The 396-nt window shown below is 53.3% G+C and carries 1 protein-coding gene; it reads right to left on the bottom strand.

Features of this window, described 5'->3' with window-relative positions:
• Window positions 1-26: 26 nt before the first annotated feature.
• Window positions 27-396 (bottom strand): 5-(carboxyamino)imidazole ribonucleotide mutase (locus tag D7Y13_RS44470; protein ID WP_120631170.1); only part of this gene is annotated, 370 nt, incomplete at its 5' end.

A 396-nucleotide genomic window follows, 5' to 3' on the forward strand; every position in this document is an offset into this window, starting at 1 on the left:
TCCACAAATAGCGCCAAAATTACAAATCAAGACGATCGATCCTGCAAATACTGTCGATAGCCCACTTGATCTAATTTCTGCTGTTTACTCATTACCATCTCGCTCAAATGCTGGCGATAGGCTTGCACTTGAATGAGCAATTCTGGCTGATAGCTTGCCAGCATTTGAACGGCAAGTAAGCCTGCATTCGTGGCATTGCCGATCGCCACGGTTGCCACCGGAATTCCGGCTGGCATCTGCACGATCGAATAGAGCGAATCGACGCCCTGAAGGTGACGGCTCGGCACGGGCACACCGATTACAGGTAGCGGCGTTAGTGCAGCCACCATTCCCGGCAGATGGGCGGCTCCTCCGGCTCCGGCAATAATGATTTTGAGGCCGCGATCGACCGCAGTT

The organism is Corallococcus praedator, from assembly GCF_003612125.1.
GTDB classification, from domain to species: Bacteria; Myxococcota; Myxococcia; order Myxococcales; family Myxococcaceae; genus Corallococcus; species Corallococcus praedator.